This is a genomic window from Citrobacter sp. CK199 (assembly GCF_030333285.1).
Classification (GTDB): Bacteria; Pseudomonadota; Gammaproteobacteria; order Enterobacterales; family Enterobacteriaceae; genus Citrobacter_B; species Citrobacter_B koseri.
In genome coordinates, this window is sequence record NZ_JAOWGF010000024.1 from 84,123 (window position 1) to 105,776 (window position 21,654).

17 protein-coding genes are annotated in these 21,654 nt (G+C 54.8%); 10 read left to right on the forward strand and 7 right to left on the reverse strand.

Going from position 1 to position 21,654, the window contains the following annotated elements; genetic code table 11:
* Positions 1-3 precede the first annotated feature (3 nt).
* Positions 4-1,329 (forward strand): APC family permease, encoded by a 1,326-nt coding sequence (locus tag OGX75_RS04560; protein WP_286451323.1) that lies wholly within the window; start codon positions 4-6, stop codon positions 1,327-1,329.
* Positions 1,330-1,364: 35 nt separating this feature from the next.
* Here the strand turns inward: OGX75_RS04560 and nhoA are convergent, their stop codons facing one another.
* The gene (gene nhoA / locus OGX75_RS04565; protein ID WP_286451322.1) at positions 1,365-2,210 is read right to left on the reverse strand and encodes an N-hydroxyarylamine O-acetyltransferase; all 846 of its coding nucleotides are present in this window, start codon (positions 2,208-2,210) and stop codon (positions 1,365-1,367) included.
* Between the two features lie 234 nt (positions 2,211-2,444).
* Between nhoA and OGX75_RS04570 the strand changes: the two genes are divergently transcribed.
* Both OGX75_RS04570 and OGX75_RS04575 read left to right on the forward strand, forming a co-directional pair.
* Complete coding sequence (locus OGX75_RS04570) at positions 2,445-3,014, forward strand: flavin reductase family protein (RefSeq protein WP_286451321.1); 570 nt, start codon at positions 2,445-2,447, stop codon at positions 3,012-3,014.
* A gap of 107 nt (positions 3,015-3,121) precedes the next feature.
* Positions 3,122-4,171: a GGDEF domain-containing protein gene (locus tag OGX75_RS04575; RefSeq protein WP_286451348.1), complete on the forward strand. Its 1,050-nt coding sequence runs from the start codon at positions 3,122-3,124 to the stop codon at positions 4,169-4,171.
* A gap of 24 nt (positions 4,172-4,195) precedes the next feature.
* Here OGX75_RS04575 and OGX75_RS04580 read toward each other — a convergent pair whose 3' ends face one another.
* On the reverse strand, positions 4,196-4,813 hold the full coding sequence (locus OGX75_RS04580) for a glutathione S-transferase family protein (RefSeq protein WP_049009879.1): 618 nt from the start codon (positions 4,811-4,813) through the stop codon (positions 4,196-4,198).
* A 296-nt stretch (positions 4,814-5,109) separates the two neighbouring features.
* Here OGX75_RS04580 and ansP point away from each other — a divergent pair, with 296 nt between their 5' ends.
* Positions 5,110-6,609 (forward strand): L-asparagine permease, encoded by a 1,500-nt coding sequence (gene ansP, locus OGX75_RS04585; protein ID WP_024130324.1) that lies wholly within the window; start codon positions 5,110-5,112, stop codon positions 6,607-6,609.
* Positions 6,610-6,713: 104 nt separating this feature from the next.
* On the opposite strand, the gene yncE is transcribed toward ansP, so the two are convergent.
* Positions 6,714-7,775 carry a 7-bladed beta-propeller protein YncE gene (gene yncE / locus OGX75_RS04590; RefSeq protein WP_230032108.1) on the reverse strand — a complete coding sequence of 354 codons (1,062 nt, stop codon included), beginning with the start codon at positions 7,773-7,775 and terminating at the stop codon, positions 6,714-6,716.
* A gap of 265 nt (positions 7,776-8,040) precedes the next feature.
* Here yncE and pqqU point away from each other — a divergent pair, with 265 nt between their 5' ends.
* Positions 8,041-10,164 carry a TonB-dependent receptor PqqU gene (gene pqqU / locus OGX75_RS04595; RefSeq protein ID WP_112002078.1) on the forward strand — a complete coding sequence of 708 codons (2,124 nt, stop codon included), beginning with the start codon at positions 8,041-8,043 and terminating at the stop codon, positions 10,162-10,164.
* A 74-nt stretch (positions 10,165-10,238) separates the two neighbouring features.
* Here the strand turns inward: pqqU and curA are convergent, their stop codons facing one another.
* On the reverse strand, positions 10,239-11,276 hold the full coding sequence (gene curA, locus OGX75_RS04600; RefSeq protein WP_286451320.1) for an NADPH-dependent curcumin/dihydrocurcumin reductase: 1,038 nt from the start codon (positions 11,274-11,276) through the stop codon (positions 10,239-10,241).
* Between the two features lie 48 nt (positions 11,277-11,324).
* Positions 11,325-11,900, reverse strand: a complete 576-nt coding sequence (locus OGX75_RS04605) for a helix-turn-helix domain-containing protein (RefSeq protein WP_286451319.1) — start codon at positions 11,898-11,900, stop codon at positions 11,325-11,327.
* Positions 11,901-11,937: 37 nt separating this feature from the next.
* Between OGX75_RS04605 and OGX75_RS04610 the strand changes: the two genes are divergently transcribed.
* Together OGX75_RS04610 and OGX75_RS04615 are read left to right on the forward strand one after the other, a co-directional pair.
* Positions 11,938-12,456 carry a GNAT family N-acetyltransferase gene (locus OGX75_RS04610; RefSeq protein WP_071258341.1) on the forward strand — a complete coding sequence of 173 codons (519 nt, stop codon included), beginning with the start codon at positions 11,938-11,940 and terminating at the stop codon, positions 12,454-12,456.
* Positions 12,453-12,902 carry a DMT family transporter gene (locus OGX75_RS04615; RefSeq protein ID WP_047463644.1) on the forward strand — a complete coding sequence of 150 codons (450 nt, stop codon included), beginning with the start codon at positions 12,453-12,455 and terminating at the stop codon, positions 12,900-12,902. Before OGX75_RS04610 ends, OGX75_RS04615 begins: the two co-directional genes overlap by 4 nt.
* Before the next feature lie 82 nt (positions 12,903-12,984).
* On the opposite strand, the gene OGX75_RS04620 is transcribed toward OGX75_RS04615, so the two are convergent.
* Positions 12,985-13,218 (reverse strand): YdcY family protein, encoded by a 234-nt coding sequence (locus OGX75_RS04620; protein ID WP_012132361.1) that lies wholly within the window; start codon positions 13,216-13,218, stop codon positions 12,985-12,987.
* Positions 13,219-13,235: 17 nt separating this feature from the next.
* Complete coding sequence (locus OGX75_RS04625; RefSeq protein WP_024130321.1) at positions 13,236-14,834, reverse strand: ABC transporter substrate-binding protein; 1,599 nt, start codon at positions 14,832-14,834, stop codon at positions 13,236-13,238.
* A 282-nt stretch (positions 14,835-15,116) separates the two neighbouring features.
* Here OGX75_RS04625 and OGX75_RS04630 point away from each other — a divergent pair, with 282 nt between their 5' ends.
* The 3 genes from OGX75_RS04630 to OGX75_RS04640 are packed head-to-tail and all read left to right on the forward strand — an operon-like array spanning position 15,117 to position 21,593.
* The gene (locus OGX75_RS04630) at positions 15,117-16,448 is read left to right on the forward strand and encodes an SrfA family protein (protein WP_049008496.1); all 1,332 of its coding nucleotides are present in this window, start codon (positions 15,117-15,119) and stop codon (positions 16,446-16,448) included.
* A 4-nt stretch (positions 16,449-16,452) separates the two neighbouring features.
* Complete coding sequence (locus OGX75_RS04635) at positions 16,453-19,434, forward strand: virulence factor SrfB (RefSeq protein ID WP_286451318.1); 2,982 nt, start codon at positions 16,453-16,455, stop codon at positions 19,432-19,434.
* Complete coding sequence (locus tag OGX75_RS04640) at positions 19,431-21,593, forward strand: virulence factor SrfC family protein (protein ID WP_286451317.1); 2,163 nt, start codon at positions 19,431-19,433, stop codon at positions 21,591-21,593. The genes OGX75_RS04635 and OGX75_RS04640 overlap by 4 nt, the downstream gene beginning before the upstream one ends.
* Positions 21,594-21,654: the final 61 nt, after the last annotated feature.

The following is a 21,654-nucleotide window of genomic DNA, read 5'->3' on the forward strand; positions in this document are numbered from 1 at the left end:
GTTATGAATTCAGATAACAATACCGCAGCAAAGTTTGGTTTAATTGGTGCGGTTATTTATGGTGTTAACTCGATTATTGGATCTGGTATATTTCTTTTGCCTGGAGAGTTATATAAGTTAACGGGACCGGCTTCAATTATTATGATTCTCATCGATGTTTTTGTGGTGCTTTGTTTTGCACTCTGTTTTGCTGAGTGCTCTAAGTATTTTGACAAAAATGGTGGAGCATATCAGTACGCAAAATTTTCGATGGGAGAACTCGCTGGGTTTAATATTGGTGTGCTTGGTTGGCTTACTAATGTTATTGGTTGGGGCGTTATGGCGGTTGGCTTTGCTAAACTATTTCTTGCCTTTTTTCCCGAACTCCCACTGACAGTTTCGCAAACAGCACTACTTATCATCTGGGTGTTTGCTATCTCAAACTTATTTGGTATGAGGACGTCTAAAAATCTCACATTGGTTATTACTGTCATAAAACTCATTCCAATTATAGGGTTCTGTTTTGTCTCGCTATTTTTTCTTAAGTCTGGAATTGAAAATGCCAACTTCACACCATTTGTTCAACTCCCGACAGATAAAAGCCTATTTGATGGTGTAAGCCAGAGCACACTGCTACTTTTTTATGCCTTTCTTGGATTTGAAGCACTACCCATAATTGCGGCTGAAATTAAATCTCCAGAGAAAAATGTCTCTCGTGCTATTCTTATTACTGTTTTCTTTGTGTCACTAATTTATTTTCTCATTATCGCAGGCGCTGTTGCAATTTTAGGTAAAGACATTATCCATTATGACAGCCCTATTCAGCAGGCAGCCAAATTAACATTGGGTTCGGTAGGCGGAAGCATAATAGCTCTTGGCGCAATCATTTCAATTGCCGGGTTAAACATGTCATGCTCGATTATCACACCTCGCATTGCCAGTGCTATTGCTGATGATGGTATGCTGCCAGGTATTTTTGCAAGAAAAAATAATGCAGGAGCACCTGTATTTTCAACCTTAATCTCAGCGCTTATCGCATCTGTTATTGTTATGAGTGGAACATTTGCACAACTGGCTGAGTTGGCGGTTTTAATGTTTTTCTTGCAATATATTCCAACGCCGATAGCGACTATCATTATGAAGTACCGCAGGAAGAAAAATAATGAAGTAGAGAAAGAAGGATTTGTTCTGCCTCTTGGATATATCTTTCCAGTATTAGCGCTGGCAATTAGTTTTATCATCATCTGTAACTCACGACCTGTTAATATTATTTTTATGCTGTCGTCAATTATCTTATCTAGTGTCGTTTGGTTTATTTCTTTCAGAAGACAAAGTGTTCGCAGTGAGTAGTCTGTTACAGGCCGGATAAGATCCGGCCTGCAATTTTATTTCCCTGCCTCCGGGTGGGTATCAAACGCCGCCATGACGGCCGCTAATTCCGCCTCGGTAAACCCGTGCTTCGCATCATCGACTCCCAGCCCAAACTGCTCCTGCAATAGCGCGTAAAGCGACGCCACATCCGACACATTACGCTGTTCTATCGCATGGCCTTCCTGATAATGGGTGAAATGGAAATTGGTCAGCGTCAGCTTACCGCCATCCGGCAAATGGCGGCACATCAACAGGTGATGGCGAAAATGCGACTGCGGCCAGTGCGCTGACCAGAAGTTGCCCATCACGTAATCGCTCTGCTGCTGAACTCCCAGATCGAAGCAATACATCGACTGCCAGTGATCGTGATGGCGAAACTGCAAAATCCAGTTATTCCCCTCTTGTCGCAAACGGTATTCGCCATGCGGCGTCTGTTGTTCACATTCTGCCTGCAAACGGATGGGCGCGGTCAATGTCTGCCCGCCAAATCCGACGTCTGCAATCCACGGCTCGCCTTGCAGTTCGACCAGTAACAGCCGGTGCGTACGTGGCGGCAAGCTGGTCGGGTTTGTCAGTACGACGCGCCCCAGCAGGCTGCGCACGGTAAAGCCTGTCTCCCGTAAAGCACGCTCAAACAGCCCATTTTGTTCGAAGCAATAGCCGCCGCGACGGGCGGTCAGCAATTTTTCCTCCAGCGACAGATCGTCGAGCTGAATTTCGCGCGGCAGTAAGACATCCAGATTTTCAAACGGAATGGTGCTGTTATGCTGCAAATGCAGCGCTCGTAAAGTGTCAAGATTAGCTTCGGCAGCGCCCGACCAATTTATGCGGGCAAAATAGGCGGTCAAAAAAGACGTCATAAGGCATTCCTGTCTGTAGGGGTTCACGCAAAAAAGCTGATTCTACGCTGATGGCGGCAATCTGTTACCCCGCCGCCTGACGTAATATGTCACGGATGCAGTTCTCAACCTGGAGTATGATTGATTTTTGGCGGTATTACGTACAATAACGTGCGTTGCACATGTATCCTTTAGCCACTATTTTCAATAGTGTCGTTACGATAAGACGATAATCCCCCTGAACGAGGCATACCTATGAGTCGTTTTCGTCCTGTAGAGCTACATCATGCCAGCCGTCTGTTAAATCACGGCCCGACGGTTCTGATCACCAGCCGGGACGATCGCACGGAGCGGCGGAATGTTATGGCGGCGGCGTGGTCTATGCCCGTCGAGTTTGAGCCTCCCCGTCTTGCCATTGTGCTGGATAAAACCACCTGGTCGCGCGAGCTTATAGAACGCAGCGGTATGTTTGGCATCGTGATTCCCGGCGTAGCGGCAACGAACTGGACGTATGCGGTAGGCAGCGTCTCTGGCCGCGAAGAAGATAAATTCAACTGCTATGGCATCCCGGTGGTAAAAGGCCCGGTGCTCGGTTTACCCATGATCGAAGAGAAATGCCTCGCCTGGATGGAATGCCGACTGCTGCCCGCAACGTCGGCACAGGAAAAATATGACACGCTTTTTGGCGAAGTGGTTTCGACTGCGGCGGATGAACGTGTTTTTATTGAAGGCCGCTGGCAGTTTGATGACGATAAACTGAATACCCTGCATCATTTAGGCGCGGGAACCTTCGTTACCTCGGGCAAAAAAATTACCGCGGGCTGAAGGCGAAATGACCCCCGGCATCCCCGTTTATCATCCACTCTTCAGATAACGCTATGGCTCAGGATAACAGAAAAGCGAAACATACCATCTGGACCACTCGCGAGGATATGGTGAGACGAGGAATGGCTCTCAGCCTGCCGTGGTTTGCTTTTGTGAATATCAGTTTTGCGCTGATGATCTTTTTTCGTGACGCGTTATTCCACGATACCCACGCGCGCTATCTGGCAGAGATGCGTATTGTCCGCACTATTGATGACGCCGTTATCGGCATTATGCTGGTCTGTGCCCTGCTGTTGATTACCACCCGGCGGCAATCCTGGCTGACGCAGGGATTATTAATCATCCTTAGCCTGTTCTGGTCCTGGTGCAGTTATTATTTCATCAGCCACTGGCAATTAACGTTCGCCTATCCTCTCTGTGCGGTGTTATTACTCAGCGCCGTGATCGCACTCTATTTTCATACGCCGAGCGTACTCGCTTTTCTGCTCCCGCTATGGCTGACCGTCCCCGTCGCCAGCGTTGTTTTGAATCAGAAAGTGAATATTCATTTCACGGTGATCTGGGGCATTTTCTCGCTTATTTTGCTGGGCGGCCGTTTTATGCTGATTCGCTGGTTTGATGAAGCCTGGCGACAGAATCAACACAACAACCTGCTTATTTCGCGCCTGGATAACCTTGCGCATCGCGACGCGCTCACCGGTACGGCAAACCGGCGCGCAATGGAAAAACTGCTGCATAGCGCAACGGCGCAGCAAAATGCGTTTGCGCTGATCATGCTCGATGTCGATTTTTTTAAACGCTATAACGACGCCTACGGGCACCCGGCCGGTGATGCCTGCTTGAGTCAGGTCGCGGATATATTCGCTCAGTCGGTGCGCAGCCCGGAAGATGTGGTCGCCCGCTATGGCGGCGAAGAGTTCGCTGTTATTTTGTTTGACGCGACGTTGCAAGATGCAGAGCGCGTGGCGGCGAGAATACAAAAAGCGCTGGAAGCGGCGGCGATCCCTCACCCGGCGTCAACGATAAGTGACAGTGTCACGGTAAGTCAGGGTATCGCCTGCTCAGAGAAAGGAAAAACCGCTGAACAGACGATAGCGGATGCCGATGCCGCGCTGTACCGGGCTAAAGAGGCCGGACGGAATCGTTGGGCGCGCTGACGGCCATCATCGGCGCCGCCCGTGCTAAATGATGTCGTTATTTTTCAGCACCGTCTGGAGCGGTGGATGCTGGCAGACCGCATCGGCAATCGCGCTAATGTTCGGGGCGTTGTCCTGAAACCAGTCATGGCCCGGCCCCCAGGTGCGCATCACGCACAGATAACAGTCCAGTAGCGTTAGCTGCCCGCCAAAGGCGTAGGGTTCCGCTATCAGCCGATCGTTGAGCCACATATACAGCGCCTTACGGTATTCAAGGCAGCTTTTCTTCAACTGCTCCGGGGCATTTTGCACCCAGCGTTCAGGGTAATCAGCATACGTGAATGTGGGATAAACGTTCGCTACCAGCCAGATTAACAAACGCTGAAACTGCTGACGCTCGGCGTGTCCGACCGGCGGCGCGAGATCGGGACGGCGATCGAGGATCATCAGCGCAATGGCGGCGCTCTCCGTCATGATTTCTCCGTTTTCCAGCGCCAGCGTTGGAATCTGGCACAGCGGGTTGAGCTTCTGGAGCAGATCCCGCTGCGGCCCCTCGGCATCAAACCCCTTCACATCGATAAATTGATACGGAATCTCCGCCAGAGTCAGCATGACTTCGCTAATTGCCGAGCCCCAGCCGGGTACGCCATAAACTTTGATCATGCGGCCTCCACAACGTGTAAAACGCTAAGTGTAGTTGATTCACCGTGCTACTGGCTGAATCGTGACCACAGCGCGGCTGAGCTGACCACACGTAAAAGCACGACGTCTTAACGCTGTGCTTCCGGGTATGTTTTGCGTCGTTTAACAATTGCAGGTAGGATGCTCCGCCGATGGTTTTATCCCTACCACAGAATGATGGGAAAAACCGTTTCAGCGTTAGCCAGGCAATCGTTTGGTTAGCAAAAGGTGCGGCACAAAAAGTATCTCTTCTGTCCGACAGGTCAACAGGTAACACAATGAAAACACACAATACAAACGCGCTTGAACAACATGCCGCGAAACGACGCTGGTTGAACGCCCATGAAGAGGGTTATCACAAGGCGATGGGCAACCGACAGGTACAAATGATTGCCATTGGCGGCGCAATTGGCACCGGATTGTTTTTAGGGGCTGGCGCACGACTACAAATGGCTGGCCCTGCCCTGGCGCTGGTTTATCTGGTATGCGGTATTTTCTCATTCTTTATTCTTCGCGCGCTCGGCGAGCTGGTTTTACATCGCCCTTCCAGCGGTAGCTTCGTCTCCTACGCCCGTGAATTTTTAGGCGAGAAAGCGGCATACGTCGCAGGCTGGATGTACTTCATCAACTGGGCGATGACCGGGATCGTCGATATCACCGCAGTGGCGCTGTATATGCACTACTGGGGCGCATTCGGTGACGTTCCACAATGGGTGTTTGCCCTGGGCGCGCTGGCGATCGTGGGCACAATGAACATGATTGGCGTGAAGTGGTTCGCCGAGATGGAGTTCTGGTTCGCGCTGGTAAAAGTGCTGGCGATTGTCCTGTTTCTGGTTGTCGGCACAATCTTTTTAGGAAGCGGCAAACCGCTGGATGGCAACACAACAGGCTTCCATCTGATCACCGATAACGGCGGGTTCTTCCCGCATGGCCTGTTGCCTGCTCTGGTGCTGGTTCAGGGCGTTGTCTTCGCCTTCGCGTCGATTGAGCTTGTTGGTACGGCGGCCGGAGAGTGCAAAGATCCGCAAACGATGGTGCCAAAAGCGATCAACAGCGTGATCTGGCGTATTGGTCTGTTCTATGTCGGTTCTGTTGTCCTGCTGGTGTTGCTGCTGCCGTGGAACGCGTATCAGGCCGGTCAGAGCCCCTTCGTGACCTTCTTCTCAAAACTGGGCGTGCCTTACATCGGCAGCATCATGAACATTGTGGTGTTGACGGCGGCCCTCTCCAGTCTGAATTCAGGTCTGTACTGCACCGGCCGTATTTTACGTTCGATGTCGATGGGCGGTTCCGCGCCGAAATTTATGGCGAAAATGAGTCGTCAACAGGTGCCGTACGCCGGTATTCTGGCGACGCTGGGCGTGTATGTCATCGGGGTGTTGCTCAACTATCTGGTGCCTTCTCAGGTCTTTGAAATTGTCCTTAACTTCGCATCGCTGGGTATTATCGCCTCCTGGGGCTTCATCGTGGTGTGCCAGATGCGTTTGCGTAAGGCGATTAAAGAAGGCAAAGCGGCTGACGTCAGCTTTAAGTTACCGGGCGCGCCGTTTACCTCCTGGCTCACCCTGCTGTTCCTGCTGAGCGTTCTGGTACTGATGGCGTTTGATTACCCTAACGGCACCTATACCATCGCTTCACTTCCGCTGATTGCTATTCTGCTGGTCGCTGGCTGGTTTGGCGTGCGCAACCGCGTGGCGGAAATTCACCGCACCGCGCCGGTTGTGCCGCAGGAAGAGAGTAAGCAGGACATGGTATTACGAGAAGAGACGGCGAGTTAACACTGGCAGCCCGGTGGCGTGACGTTTATCGGGATGTTGTTACGCAGTAAAAAGGAGGGGCTTGTCCCTCCTTTTTACTTAATGCTTACAGCGTTATTTAACCGTTACAGCGCGATGCGGATAACATCATCTGGCTGAGTGGCTTCCTGCTCACGGGTTGATTTCTGCTTCACGCTCACGAACAGCGTTTGCCCGTCCGCAGACAGCGCCAGGCTATTCGGGAATGTCGGCGTGTCGTAAGTTTTCACGACCTTATAGCTTTTCGCGTCAATCACGCTCACTTTACCGGCCTGGCGGTGCGTTACATAGGCTTCGTTGCGGGTCGGGTTGAACAGCACGGCCAGTGATTCCGGCGCGGCTACTTTTGCCAGCACATTGCCATTACGGGTATCTACCACCAGAACTTCAGCCGCTTTGGAGTCGGTGATAAAAGCGCGATGGCCCGCGGGGTCGAGGCTCAGGTTGATAAAGAAGTGCTCTTTCCCGTCATCCAGCAATGTCTTGCGGCTCAGGATCTTGTTGTCCGCAGTATCGATGGTGATGAACTCGCCGTCTGCGTTAGTGGTGTAAAGACGCTTCGCTTTACTGTCAATGGCCAGACCCGTGCTCATTTTACCGGTATTCTGGATGGTCGTTTTCAGGGCGATTTTTTCACCGTCAACCACCCAAATCACGCTCTCTTTACCAATGCCGCTGATATATACGGTGTTGGTCGCATCATCGCTGACCAGTTCGCGTGGTTGCAGCGGACGGACATCTTCGGAACGCTTGCGCTCATCCAGCACCAGACGCCCTTTTACATCACCTGTTTTGGCATCGATTGCCGTCAGCGCACTGTTTACGGTGTTACCAAACCACAGCGTTTGCGTCGCGTTGTTGATGGTCGCGCCAAACGGTTTGAGATCGTTATGGATGGCCTGCGTCACCTCAAGGGTAACCGGGTCTAGGCGATAAACCACCCCACCTTTGTCCGTTTTGCGGCTTTGCGAAGTAGCCAGCCACAGCGCATTTTCCTGCTGGCTATAGGCCATTTCATAAGCGCCCTTGCCGACGGCTTTACGCAGCATTTCTTCTGCCGCCTGCGTGCTAAATGAAGACGCGACCAGCAGTGAACCTAACAGTAAAGAACCACGCAGGCGCGGCGAAAACAGATGACGTAAATGCATGACGACTCCCTTTGATAAACACGTTTGTAGCTGCTTCACATGGCTTCGGCGAGTGAATCCGTGTCCCACTCGCTGTACGTAGATGCGAATAGTAATCATTATTTAGTGCAAAGTGGAGCGTTTCTTTGCAGGCAGTCTACAATTTCTTTAATTTTTTCATGTTCCATTAACGCATCGTGCTATTAAATTTTTCATATATTTACAAAGTAATTAAAGTATTCATCAAATTTCATTTGGCACGTTTACTCGTGATTGGTTTTTTTTCATGAAGATCATTACCGCTCGTCAGGCCGCATTTCCCGCCCTTTTATTCCCTTTCGTTTTCTCGCCGGTGAGCCAGGCGGCCACGGCTGAAGATGAACAAACGATGATTGTTAGCGCGACGCCGCAAACGGTGTCTGAACTGGACACGCCCGCCGCCGTCACCGTGGTTGAAGGGGAAGATATGCGACTGGCGACGCCGCGTATTAATCTGTCTGAATCCTTAAACGGCGTGCCCGGTTTGCAGGTGCAAAACCGTCAGAACTATGCGCAGGACCTACAGTTGTCAATTCGCGGATTTGGCTCCCGCTCTGCGTACGGCATTCGCGGTATTCGTCTGTATGTTGACGGCATCCCGGCCACCATGCCGGACGGACAAGGGCAGACGTCCAATATCGATCTGAGCAGCGTCCAGAATGTGGAAGTGCTGCGCGGCCCCTTCTCCGCGCTGTACGGCAACTCTTCCGGCGGCGTGATGAACGTGACGACGGAAACCGGACGCCAGCCGCCGACGATTGAAGCCAGCAGCTATTACGGCAGTTTCGGGAGCTGGCGCTATGGCATGAAAGCTACGGGGGCGATGGGTGACGGAACGCAGGCGGGTGACGTGGATTACACCGTCTCCACGACCCGATTCACCACCCACGGTTTTCGCGATCGCAGCAGCGCGCAAAAGAATCTGGCTAACGCAAAACTGGGGGTGCGTCTGGACGATGCCAGTAAGTTAAGCCTGATTTTCAATAGCGTAGACATTCACGCGAACGACCCCGGCGGCCTGACCGAATCCGAATGGAAAGCCAACCCGCAGCAGTCGCCGCGTGCCGAACAGTTCAACACGCGAAAAACCATCAAGCAGACTCAGGCAGGCCTGCGCTATGAGCGTCAGCTCAGCGAACACGACGATCTGAGCGTGATGATGTATGCCGGTGAACGTGAAACCACACAATACCAGTCCATACCGATGGCGCCGCAGCGGGATAACCCCGCGCATGCAGGCGGCGTAATCGTGCTTCAGCGTCATTATCAGGGTATCGACACCCGCTGGACGCACCGGGGCGAGCTGGGCGTACCTGTGACGTTCACCACCGGCCTGAACTATGAAAATATGAGCGAAAATCGCAAGGGATACGAGAACTACCGCCTGAATAACGGCGTGCCGCAGTTTGGCGTGAAAGGCGATTTGCGTCGTAATGAACGCAACCTGATGTGGAACGCCGATCCCTACCTGCAAACGCAGTGGCAACTGACCGAAAAACTTTCGCTTGATGCCGGCGTGCGGTACAGCTCAGTCTGGTTTGACTCTAACGATCATTACGTTACGCCTGGAAACAGAGATGACAGCGGCGAGGCCAGCTACCATCAATGGCTCCCTGCCGGGGCGATCAAGTATGCGTTCACCGATGCGTGGAACGTTTATCTGGCCGCAGGGCGCGGTTTTGAAACGCCGACCATCAATGAACTCTCCTATCGCCCGGACGGACAAAGCGGCCTGAACTTCGGCCTGAAACCCGCCACCAATGACACGGTGGAAATTGGCAGTAAAACGCGTATTGGCGATGGTTTACTGACGGCGGCGCTCTTCCAGACGGATACGGATGATGAAATTGTCGTCGCCACCAGCGGCGGTGGGCGCACCACATATAAAAACGCCGGAAAAACCCGCCGCCAGGGCGCGGAATTATCATGGGATCAGCGTTTCGCCGGTAACTGGCGGGTAAACGCCTCCTGGACCTGGCTGGATGCGACCTACCGCAGCAACGTCTGCAAAAGTGGCGATTGCAACGGTAACCGCATGCCGGGCATTGCACGTAATATGGGGTTCGCCTCGTTGGGATATGTACCGGATGAAGGCTGGTATGCTGGCACCGATGCCCGCTATATGGGGGACATCATGGCAGACGATCACAACACGGCAAAAGCGCCCTCGTATACCGTGGTTGGCCTGAACACCGGGTATAAGTTTAACTACAGCAACTTAACGGTCGATGTGTTTGGCCGGGTCGATAACCTGTTTGATAAAGAGTATGTCGGTTCGGTGATCGTCAACGAATCAAACGGACGCTATTACGAACCGGCGCCGGGGAGAAACTACGGCGTTGGCGTCAATCTGGCATGGCGTTTTGAGTAAGTGCCAGAGCTAAAAAAGCTAAAAAAATAGCGGGGAATCACCTCGCTATTTTTAATGTCATGCAGCGTCAATTCTCAGGCATCATCCGCCAGGCGAATCACGACCTTGCCGAAGTTCTTCCCGGTCAGCAGACCGATAAACGCCCCCGGCGCTTTTTCCAGTCCGTCGGTGATCTGTTCGCGGTAGTGGATCTTCCCTTCTTTGACCCAGCGCCCCATCTCCTGCTGAAACTCATGAATCCGGTGCCCGTAGTCCTGACCAATAATAAACCCTTGCAGGCGGATGCGTTTTTTTAACAGCGTCGCCATTAATAGTGGCAGCCGGTCAGGTCTGTCGGGGAGTTTTGTGGCGTTATATCCGCTCACCAGACCACACAACGGGATACGTGCCGAAGTATTCAACAGCGGCAGAACCGCATCAAACACCTTGCCGCCGACATTTTCATAATACACATCAATTCCCTGCGGGCAGGCTTTCGCCAGTTGTTCCGCAAAATCCGCCGCGTGGTGATCGAGGCATATGTCAAAACCGAGAATCTCGGTCGCGTAGCGGCATTTTTCTGCGCCGCCTGCGACACCCACCACATGACAGCCCTTCAGTTTGCCGATTTGCCCGACGGTTGCGCCGACCGGCCCGGTGGCGGCCGCAACGACCAGCGTTTCCCCTGCTTTGGGCTGGCCGATATCCAGCAGTCCCATATAGGCGGTAAAGCCCGGCATCCCCAGCACGCCCAGCGCCCATGACGGATGCTCAGGGTTGTCACCGAGTTTCACCAGCCCTTTCCCGTCGGAAATATCATAATCCTGCCAGCCGCTGTAACTTAATACCCATTCTCCCGGACGGTAATCCGGGTGACTGGACTCCACGACCCGGCTGACCGTTCCGCCAACCATCACGCCGTCGATCTCCACCGGCGGTGAGTAGGACGGTTCGTCGCTCATTCTTCCGCGCATGTAGGGATCGAGGGACAGGAAAATTGTACGTAACAGCACTTGCCCTTCACCGGGCGTCGCCACGTCGTCCTCTTCCATGCGGAAGTTGCTCTCAACCGGCGCGCCATGCGGACGCGAAGCCAGAACCCAACGACGATTACGGTATGCTTGTTGGCCCATGATGTTCTCCTCTGCTTGTGGCATGAATCCCTCAATAGTAGCCGAACATTAATTACCCGCGTGGTTTAAGCGCACAACCAGGTAAACGCATGTTTCCTGCGTCTCATTGATAAAACGGCAGTCGTTTGGCGGCCCCAGCTCCAGGCAGTCGCCCGCTTTCATCTCATGGCGAACCCCGCCTTCGACAAAGACCAGCTCTCCCTGCTGTAGCCAGATAAGCTGTCTTGCCAGCGCGTAGGATGCCGCAGGCATCGGTACGTCACTCCCCGTCGGAAGCGAGATTTGTACGAGATCGATGGGCAGGTCGCTGCGCGGTGAAACGTGGCGGCGCAGGTAGTGCGTCTGCGGGTCGTGCCAGACGGGTTGATCGGCAAAACGCAGCAGCTTGCCCTCCTGCATTTCTGCCCGCGCGATCAGCGTTGACATGCTGATGCCAAACGCCCCGGAAAGCCGCCCCAGCAACGTGGCCGTCGGGCTGCTCTCTCCGCGTTCGATTTTGTGGATCATGGCGCGCGATACGCCTGCCCGCTCGGCAAGCTCCGTCAGCGACCAGCCCCGCGATTCACGCTCAATGCGAATTCTTGCACTGATCCGTTGATTTATGCTGTCTTCGATAGTATTCATATCGTAATACTATAGTGAACAACAACTGAGGTTCAACATGTCTATTCGATTTGCTGGCAAAGAAGACTGCGCCGCCATCGCCGAAATCTACAATCACGCGGTATTGCACACGGCGGCAATCTGGAACGATCAAACGGTCGATGTGGATAACCGCATCGCATGGTTTGATGCGCGTCAGCTATCAGGCTATCCGGTTCTGGTCAGTGAAGAGAATGGCGTCGTCACCGGGTACGCCTCCTTTGGCGACTGGCGTAACTTTGATGGTTTCCGCCATACGGTCGAACATTCCGTATATGTCCACCCGGATCATCAGGGAAAAGGCCTCGGGCGGGCGCTTCTCAGCCGTCTGATCGAGGAAGCGCGCGCATGCGGCAAGCATGTGATGGTCGCCGGAATCGAGTCGCAAAACCAGGCATCGCTGCATCTGCACGAAACGCTGGGGTTCAGCATTACCGCCCAAATGCCGCAGGTTGGCACCAAATTCGGCCGCTGGCTGGATCTGACGTTTATGCAGCTTCAGCTTGACGATCGCCGCGACCCGGATGCGCGCGGATGAACCAGACGCTGACCCTCGCCTTTCTGATTGCCGCCGGTATTGGGCTGGTTGTGCAAAACACGCTTATGGTGCGCATTACACAGAACTCGTCAACGATTCTCATCGCCATGCTGCTGAACTCGCTGGTCGGGATTGTCCTGTTTGTCAGCATTTTGTGGTTTAAACAAGGCGCGGCGGGGTTTAGCGAGCTGGCTTCCAGCGTGCGCTGGTGGACGTTGATTCCCGGCTTGCTCGGATCGTTTTTTGTTTTCGCCAGTATTAGCGGGTATCAGTACGTTGGCGCGGCGACGACTATCGCGGTTCTGGTTGCCAGCCAGCTTATTGGCGGCCTGGTATTGGACATTTTGAGAAGTCATGGCGTGCCGTTACGTGCGCTGGCAGGCCCGGTTTGCGGAGCGGTGTTGTTGGTGATCGGCGCGTGGCTGGTCGCCAGACGCCAGTTTTAACTGCCGCTTCGCCGGATGGCGGCGTCGCGGCGTAAACGCCTTATCCGGCCTGTACATCCCTCACAGGCCGTGCTTATTAACGTCAGAGAATGCTACCGCCTTTGGTAAGCTGTTCGCGACGCGCTTCCATATCTTCCTTGTACTGACGACCGTGATGCGCAATCGCCGTCCGTAGCCGCTGTTGCTGGGTGTAACGATCTTCCCGGCTCAGTTCGGCGTCATCGCTCAGCGCGATCAGCAGTTCGTTCATATGGGTAATGACGCTCTCTTCGATAGCGGCATCTACGCGCGCAGTGACCTCTTCCAGGTGCGACATAAACTCTCCTTAAACCATCAATTCAATTTAGCTTTTGAAAAATCACTGCCCATCAGGCTTACGCTGTATCCGGTTACGTTGCTGCGTGTGGCGTAGAACGTTTTGCCGTTTGCCAGCGCGATCCACGGCGCTTGCTGATAGAAAATATCCTGCGCCTGCTGGTAGAGCTGCGCACGTTCTTCCGGCTTGCTCACCCGTTTCGCTTTCTGGACGAGATCATCATACCCTTTATCGCACCAGCGCGCGGCATTTGAGCCGGTTTTTATGCTGTTGCAGCCCAGCAGCACATCGGCAAAGTTATCTGGATCGCCATTGTCAGACATCCAGCCGAACAGCGCGGTATCGTGCTCGCCTTTACGCATCCCGGACAGATACTCTCCCCATTCGTAAGAGACGATTTTCGCCGTCACGCCGACTTTTGCCCAGTCGCTCTGGATCATCTCCGCAATGCGCCGGGAATTGGGGTTATAAGGGCGTTGCACCGGCATCGACCAGAGCGTTGCCTCAAACCCCTTCTCCAGCCCCGCCTGCTTCAGCAAATCTTTGGCTTTTTGCGGATCGTAGTCGTAATCCTTCAGGTTGTTATTAAAGCCCATCATATTTGGCGGAATGGGCGATTTCGCCACCGTACCGGAACCGAGGAACACCGCGTTGATAATGGCTTTTTTATCAGTGGCGTAATTTAACGCCTGGCGCACCAGTACGTTATCAAACGGTTTTTTCTCGGTATTAAAGGCCAGATAGCCGACGTTCAGCGCATCGACCGAATGCAGCGTTAACGCATTATTCTTTTTAATCTCGTCAAACTGTACGGGTGATGGCGCCGGAATAATCTGGCACTCGTTGGTTTGCAGTTTTGCCAGGCGCGTCTGGGCGTTAGGCGTAATCGAGAAAATAAGATGTCTGGTCGGCACTTCGCCATCCCAGTAGTTCGGGTTCGCCAGGTAGCGAATCTGTGAATCCTGCTTGTAGTGTTGCAGTACGTAAGGGCCAGTGCCGACAGGCCAGTTATCGACGTTTTCCGGTGTGCCTTTTTTCAGCATCGCATCGGCATACTCTGCGGAGAGAATGGAGGCGAAATCCATGCCCCAGTCAGCGAGGAATGCCGCATTGGGTTCGTTCAGCACAAACTGGACGTGATAATCGTCGACCTTTTTCACCTCTTTAATCAACTTATCGAGGCCGACATCATTGAAGTATTCGTAGCTGCCCTGCGACACATTATGGTACGGATGATCTGCATCCTTCTGGCGCAGCACCGAGAAAATAACGTCATCGGCATTAAAATCGCGCGTCGGTTTAAAGAATTTATTGCTGTTGAATTTCACGCCCTGACGCAGCGTAAACGTGTATGTTTTCCCGTCCGGGGAAATCGTCCAGTCGGTCGCCAGCGACGGCACCGGCGTATTTTTTACCGGATCGAAATTGATCAGTCGGTTGTACAGCACCTGCGAACTGGCCACGAATGACGGGCCGGAACTGGCGATTTGCGGGTTAAACGATTCGGGTGAGGCTTCAGAACAGTAGATGATGGTATCGGTATTGGCCGCAAATGCCGCCCCTGCCGGTAAAAGTGCGCTGAGCGCCAGCGCGAGCAACGTTTTCCCTGTAGACATCGTTATAAGCCTTTTCATTTGATTATAAAGAGAGTCATATGAGCATAGCTTACAAAAGCTGACAAATAACGAATCACTCTCAGGTTATTCCGTTCTGGTATTTTTCGCTAATGAATGCGTCCTGCGGCGTGAAATAATTTCCCTTAAGTCTTTTTGAAAACGTCAAGATTTTTCCCCCGGCGCTATGCCATGAAAATTAGCCCCTTTTTGCCTCTCTTCCGCCGTTTGCTTGTCTTTGTAATCCGTAAAGTAGATGCGTGAAGAAGTCTAAGGGACAACAACGTGGCAAAAACTCTCTTACGTAGCGGCAATCTGGACGACTATCAGGCCGTGGGCGGCGGCGGTCAGGCCGTATTTGATTCCGCATTGCAAATTCGTGAAACGCTTCGTCTGCGTAAACAGCAGGCAATGGTGGATTGTCTGGCGATTCCGCAAATTAATGACAGCGGCGATCGCGTCGACTGGTATTCCCCGGTAGAGGGAAAAGCCATCGCATGGAAGGCCGCAGAGGAAGAGGCGCGATTTCGGGCGCTGCGCTACCTGAGCAGCACGCTGGAAAACGCGGCGGCGCTGAGCCGCAAAAGTCTGCAATCCGGGAAAACTTCGTTGCAGCTGTTCGGTTCCCTGCTGGAAAAAGCGGTTCAGTTCCCTGGGGAAAACCACGTTTTTCTGGTTGATGGCAAACCGGTCATCACCTTCTGGGGGTTTGTGAATCTTAATGAAAACACCCGTGAGGACGTACTTGACTGCCTGCGCGCCATTGATGTTCCGCCCGTCCTGCCGCCTGCCGCTGAACCCGAGCAGGAGGTGGAAGATGAGCCGTTGCCAGAGGTGACGTTTGCCCGTTCCGATGAGCCGTTACTGACGCCGGTGATGATTGAACGCCCCCAGGAACCCGAACCTGAACCGGTCGCCCCTGTTGTTGTCAGCGAACCGCAGGCGCCTTCGCCATCTCCAACCGCTCCCGTGAAGCCCTCTTCGCGTCTGCCGCTATGGAGCCTGCCGGTTGCCGCCGTGATCGTCGCCGCCGTTGCGGCGCCGCTGTTGTGGAAACCGTCTGCCCCCGCCGCCGAAGCCACGACGGTCAGTACGCCGGTTGTCGCCGCGAAAGTGGACAGTAAACCGTTGCCGAAGATGATTGCCCAACTGCCGCTGCATCAGGCGGAAGTGATTCCGCCGGTGAAAAAAGCGAAGCCCGCAGATGAACCGGTAGTGATCGCCGCCATCCCCAAAGATGCGCTGGTGATGGATGCCGGTCAGATGAAAGCGGGAGTCACGCGCTTTTTGAATGGAAACTGGCGCGTACTGATTGACGTTAAAGATCCGGTCAGCGGAAAAGCGCCTTCTCTGCGTTACCAGATCCAGAACAACAAAGGCACCGCCCGGGTGGTACACGGCGACAACATCGTCTGCCGGGCGGACATTTTCTCCGGCCTGCATCAGACCGGAGAGCTGATGATCAAGAGCCGTGGTCACGCACGTTGCACCGATGGTTCGCGCTACCCGATGCCGGAAATCACCTGTAAAGCCAGCACGAATGACGTTGCGGCTTGCTCAGCGCGTTATGACGCCCATGCGGAAGTCCCGTTGACGATCAAAAAGATAGGTGCCTGATTTTATGTTGGTGAATCTGTGTGATTACAAACAGAGCGTAACGCTCATCGCAAACAGCGGCGTACAATTCCTCGACTTCGGCCTGACGCCGCAGGAGTCTGCCCATCTTGGTCGTTTCGTGCGTAAAACGGCGAACGGCCCCCTGCTCCGGCTCGACTTTGATCTGACCAACGGGCGCTATACGGTACCGGGGCGCACGGGGGGGCAACCTGAAGTGGTCAAACCGGAAAACACCCAGATGTTGCACTATTCGCTGGATGTGCTGGATGGCGTCTGGTTGCCGCTCCCTTTCCTGCGCTTTAACCCTCCCCGTACGTTTGTGGAAGGCCCCGACAACTGGGCGCGCGTACAGGTGCGTAAGTTGCCTGAACCCGACAGCGCGGGCCATACGCACCGCATTACCGTGGCGCTGGACAGCCAGTTAAGCGAGAACGCGCCGGCGGCGCTGGCGCCTAACGAAAACGACCTGCTCAATGGCACGCGGTTCGCGCTGGCCTGGCGCGATGATGAAATTGCCGATTTTCTTGACCAGACGTGGATTGACGGCTGGCTGCGCGAATCCTTCCTTCATCACGTCACCCAGGAGGAGAACCGCTCTGAGCAGGAGATTCAGCAGGCGCTGCGTAACTTTGAGTACCAGGCGCACTGGTTGAATCTGATGACGTTACTGGGGGAACAGCTTTCCGTACCAGAAGTGAAGCTGGTCACCCACACGCTCAGCACGCCTGCGATTCCGGTGGATCTGATTCTGGACGTCGGCAATACCCATACCTGCGGCGTATTGATTGAAGATCACGGCGACGCCAATGACGGTTTACGCCAGACGGCGGAATTACAGGTACGCTCCTTAAGTGAGCCGCAATGTCTTAACGATCCGCTGTTCACCAGCCGACTGGAGTTCTCTGAAGCGCGTTTCGGCAAACAGCATTTTTCGGTTGAAAGCGGCCGCGACGACGCCTTTATCTGGCCATCGATTGTGCGCGTGGGCGACGAAGCCCGCAAACTGGCTATGCAGCGTCTGGGAACGGAAGGCAGCAGCGGGATCTCCAGCCCGCGTCGTTATTTGTGGGACGAAACCCCGGTTTTACAGGACTGGCGCTTCAGCCAGATGAACAGCAAAACGCAGCGAGAACCGCTCGCCACCGCCTTCCCGCTGATGAATCTGATGAATGACGACGGACAACCGTTATTCAGCCTGCCGCCTGATGACCGGTTGCCGGTCTTTTCGCCGCAGTACAGCCGCAGCACGCTGATGACGCACATGCTGTGCGAAATTCTGTCGCAGGCGCTGGGGCAAATGAACAGCGTGGCGACGCGGTTACGCCTCGGTTTTCCGGCGTCGCCGCGTCAGTTGCGCACGCTGATTCTGACCCTGCCATCGGCAATGCCGAAACAGGAACGCGAAATTTTCCGCCAGCGTATGTTCGAAGCCATCGCACTGGTATGGAAAGCGATGGGCTGGCATCCGCAGGATGAGGATTTTTCCTCCCGTAAGCAGCAGGAAAAGAGCGTTGTTCCGGTGCCGGACATTCAGATGGAATGGGATGAAGCCAGCTGCGGACAGCTGGTATGGCTGTATAACGAAGCGATTTCCCATTACGCCGGGCGCACGGAGACGTTCTTCAACGCCCTGGCTCGCCCGGACCGTTTGCCGGAACCGGGCGAAACCAAAGGTCGGGCGCTACGCGTGGCGTCTATCGACATTGGCGGCGGCACGACGGATATGGCAGTCGTTCACTACCAGCTTGATGACGGCGTCGGCGCGAACGTCAAGATCACCCCGCACTTACTGTTCCGTGAAGGGTTTAAAGTCGCGGGCGATGACATGCTGCTGGACGTCATCCAGAAATGCATATTGCCTGCGCTGCAAACTCGCTTGCAGCAGGCCGGCGTGACGGATGCCGCCGCCCTGCTGGCAACGCTGTTTGGAGATTCAGGCCGCATTGATACGCAGGCGATTTTGCGTCAACAAACGGCGCTACAGCTGTTTATGCCGCTGGGGCACGCCGTACTGGCCGCCTGGGAACAGAGCGATGTTAACGATCCGCTGGCGGGTCTACACGCGACCTTCGGCGAACTGCTGACTCAACGCCCTACGCGCAACGTGATGAATTACATCCAGCAGGCGATCGACCATGCGCTGCCTTCAGGCTCACCGGCGTTCGATCTGCTGAGCGTGCCGTTGCAGGTGCAGTTCAGCCACTTACAGGAGGCACTACTGGCCGGTCAGTTTACCCTGACCTCGCCGCTGCATGCCGTTTGCGAAGCGATTTCTCATTACCGCTGCGACATTCTGCTGGTGACGGGCAGACCAACCTGCCTGCCCGGCGTGCAGGCGCTCATCCGCCATTTACAGCCGGTTCCCGTTAACCGCATCGTCTGGATGGACAAGTATCGCGTCCATGAATGGTACCCCTTCAGCCAACAGGGGCGGATTGGCAACCCGAAATCAACCGCCGCCGTGGGGGCGATGCTGTGTAGCCTGGCGCTGGATTTACGGCTGCCGCGCTTTAACTTTAAAGCCGCCGATATCGGCGCCTATTCCACCGTACGCTATCTCGGCGTTCTGGATAACACGGTCAATACCTTGCGTGATGAAAACGTCTGGTATCAGGAGATCGACCTCGATAAACCCGGCGCGAAGCTGGATACCCGTCTGCACTTCCCGCTTCGCGGCAATGTGACGCTCGGTTTCCGCCAACTGGCGAACAGCCGCTGGCCTGCGACCCCACTCTATACCCTGAGCATTAACTCAGCAGAGCTGGCGAAAACCATCGCCGGTGATGGCGTTCTCAATGTCCGGCTGCAACTGCGCGGCGGGAACAAAGAGACGGGGCCGGAATCGTTTGTGCTGAGTGACGCCTGGCTACAGGATGGAACGCCCGTCGCCGCGAATGCCCTGACCTTAAAACTGAATACCCTGGCCGACCGTCGTCATAGCGGCAGCCACTACTGGATCGACAGCGGGAGCGTGTACCTGAAATGAGCAAGACGTTAAACACCACACAGGCCGCCATTGCGTGGGTTAACCATACACGTCAGCACGCAGTACGCCTGGATGATGAAGCAGACGCCCTGCTGGCGCAGCTCACACTCGCCGCCGCCGGTGAATCGGCGCTGAACGCCGCGCAACAGGCAAGAGGCAGCATCGGTCTGTATGGCCATTCACAATCCTCAAAAGCGCATCTGCTTGGCGCGCTGTGCGGTAACGGCGAGGGAAAACTGAACATCGCCACGCCGGATCGCTGCTTTGACTATTTTACCCATATCAACCCAGGCCATGCGCCAGCCAATATGGCGATCCGTTTTACGCAGGATGAAAGCGCGGCGGTTGATAGCGAATGGCCGCTGCGTCTGCGGCTCATCAGTGAAGCTGAACTGGTACAACTGTTTATCGCCTGGGCCAGCACCTCGCCCGATAACCGGCAGGTCGAAAAATCCATTATTGAGACGCGGTTAGAAAAGTGGCAGGCGCTGCGTCAGCGTCAGCCGGTTCAGGGCGTGACCGCAGAGGACGTCGCCGCCATTGCCCGTTTCTGGCGCGCCTGCGTTCCTGTCGGGCAACAGCAAATCGACGATGCGCTCTGGCATCAGTTCGCCTCCCTGCTGCCCTCGGTGGATCTGACGACCCGCGCCAGCGCCTGGGCATTACTCTGGGGCGAACAGCCTGAATTAACGCAACAGTGGCTAACGCTGGCGCGTACGCTGCAACAGACCGGCCATGCGCAAGAGTTAGCGGCGCCGTTGAGTCTGCTGGTCGATCATTTTGGCCTTCCGGCAGAAAGTTTTCTGACCCAGGGCGCGTTATCCGGCAACGACGCGCAGAGCGACGTCGTTATACATCCTGTCGAGCACCATCAGTTACTCAATGCGGTGAGCCTCTCTCTGGATTCACTGGCTTTGCTGACGCGTGAACTGGTGCTTAGCGTTGAAAACACGGCGCTGGATAATGTCGATCTGCTTGATATTCCGCTGGCGCCGGATGCGCACCCGCATCCACTCTGGCGGGCAAAACTCGGCTGGATGCTGGAACATTATCGCCAACATTTGCAGCCCGATGTGCTGGTCATTTGCAATGCCACCTCCGCCCGGTCGCAAACGCCCGCTGCCGCCCGCACGCTGCTGGGCTGGGTGAACGATACACAACCGCTGCGCGACGCCGCGCTACCGGGCGTGGTCTGGGCCATTACGCCGCAGGATGCGCGTTTCACAACGCAGCAGAATCTTGATGAAGCCGTGCAGCAGTTAATGGGGAAACCCGGCCTTCACTGGGGCACCCTTCAGGCGCTGGATAAACACAGCTTGCAGCGTCTGGTGGAATGGCTGTCACAGGCGACATCGCCGTTACAGCGCCAGGCGCGGCTGGCCTCCCTGAGTGAGCAGCATCAACAACGGCTTCATGACCTGCTGTTGAGCCATATCACCCCAAAAGACAGCGGCAATAAGGCGACGGAATCCGTTATTCGCCAGCTTCAGGGGCAGGCCGCCCGGCATGGCGAGTTGCTCGACGGGCTTCTGCCGCCGATACACCATTTTGAGTCGCTTTTGCGTATCCAGCAGCCGCGCGAGGAGCAGGTCAGCGGCCTGTTTAATGAAGCGATCGATCTGTTTGCGGATGAGCCAGACGCTCCCCGCCCGGCAGAAAACAAAGAGACAGGGTATCTGGCCCACAAAATGTGGATTAACCATGTGCGCCAGTGGAGCCGAAATGAGAGCAACGCCCGTCGTTTAGGTCTGGAGTCGTATACGCTCAGGCTGGTCGTGGATATTCTGATTACCGCCAGCTATCGGCTTAATGTGCCTCAGCAGTTACAGCAGATTATGCAGCGTGAAGAGGTTTGCGGCGCGCAGCTGCATGCCGGGATCGGTAACTTTATCGCCTGGCTTGGCTACGAAAATGTGGCGGAGGACGCCCGACCCGCCAGCCGGTTCCAGAAAGGATCGGCGATCTTCAGCGCGCCTCGCCTGCAACCGATGGCCCGGCTCACCCAACTGGATGAACAGCCGGTACATGCCGCCAGTCGCTATGTGTATGACTGGCTGGTCGCGCTCTATACCCGGGCAAATGAAAATAAGGGGTATCAGCATCCGCAGGATGTGTCCGACGCCGACAAAAAACGGCTGATGGCGCTGCTCAATGCCTGATGGCGCTACGCAACATCGTAAGCCGGATAAGGCGCTCGCCCGCCATCCGGCAATCTTCATC